Source organism: Neorhizobium sp. P12A (genome assembly GCF_008365395.1).
Classification (GTDB): domain Bacteria; phylum Pseudomonadota; class Alphaproteobacteria; order Rhizobiales; family Rhizobiaceae; genus Rhizobium.
The window spans coordinates 1-1,163 of sequence record NZ_QOVX01000077.1; the positions used below are offsets into that span (position 1 = coordinate 1).

Annotated in this window: 1 protein-coding gene; it reads left to right on the forward strand. The window is 59.8% G+C overall.

Translation table 11 applies throughout. The features are described from left to right. Positions 1–256 precede the first annotated feature (256 nt). The gene (locus DTW90_RS37530; protein WP_188080202.1) at positions 257–1,015 is read left to right on the forward strand and encodes a hypothetical protein; all 759 of its coding nucleotides are present in this window, start codon (positions 257–259) and stop codon (positions 1,013–1,015) included. Positions 1,016–1,163: the final 148 nt, after the last annotated feature.

Below are 1,163 nucleotides of genomic sequence, written 5' to 3' on the forward strand. Positions count from 1 at the left end.
CCTCTACACCGGCAATTCCGGCTCCGTCGAACTCCTGAAGTTCCTCGATATCGCCAACGCCATTACATCAACCGCTGCCGGTACAACATCCGATACAGTCTCGACACGAGATTCAATCAGAGATCTAAACTGATGATTTGAATATCCTCGGAGGTTAATCATAACCGAAGAGGAATAGGACAGGCCGATTGAACTAAATAGTTTCGTCGTGTAGTTCTTTACTTAACGTTAACTAATTCTTTGATGGAGACCACCGATGGCAAAATTTAAGAAGGCGCGCAATGCCGGCCTTGGAGCCGCTTTGGCCGCCGCTATTGTATGTTTTGGCGCAACGGGTGCACTTGCCCAGGCCGCTTCTCCTGCTCCTGCAGCACCCGCGGCTGCCCCTGCACCGGCCGCGCCGACGACGGCAGCCGCTACACCGGCCGCCGGTGGCGCCTGCTTTCAGGCCCCGGCCGCGTTGAGCCCCGACGAGGTGGCCTCGTTCCTCGACAATCCTCCGGCGCTGCTGGCAACCTATCCGACAGGCGGCTTGCCGCTTGCCACTCGCGCCCGCGCCCTGGCTGGTTCGAGCAGCAACTCGATTGATGCCTTGATTGCGCTTGCCAATGCTGCGACCAAGGATCAGAAGGCCGCGATTGGCGCTGGACTTGCCCGCGCGGCCCGCGCCTGCGTTGCATCCAACCCGCAATATGCCGCCGAAATCCAGCAGAAGGTTGCAGCTTCCAACCTGGCCGACGTGGTGACCGCATTCCTGGCCGCCTCGAACGACGTTCAGACCGCTGCCCTCGGTGGGGCTGGTGCGGGCGGCGGAGCCGGCGGTGGAGCAGGTGGTATTGGCGGCGGCGGCGCGACGAACGGCGGTTCCGGCGCGACAGCTGGAGACGCTGCAACGGGGACGAATGCGCCGGCCGGATTCAACGGCGGCGGTGGTGGATCGACCAACCGATCCTCAACCACCCAGAACTTTTCAACATTCGTGACGTCGCCGAGTGTCAGCCCTACGGGCACCTGATATCGAGTGATCGTAAGATCTGACCGCAAATAAATTGCGAGGGCATATGTTATCACCTGACAAGGTTTCGAGAACCGATGCGCAATGGGATGACGACGCCCGGTCAGAGTTTATTGATTTTGATAAGCTGATAGCTGTCGCAAGGCGC

Coding starts and splice junctions, on each gene's coding strand:
- DTW90_RS37530 (WP_188080202.1), top strand. CDS start 257: ATGGCAAAATTTAAGAAGGCGCGCAATGCCGGCCTTGGAGCCGCTTTG.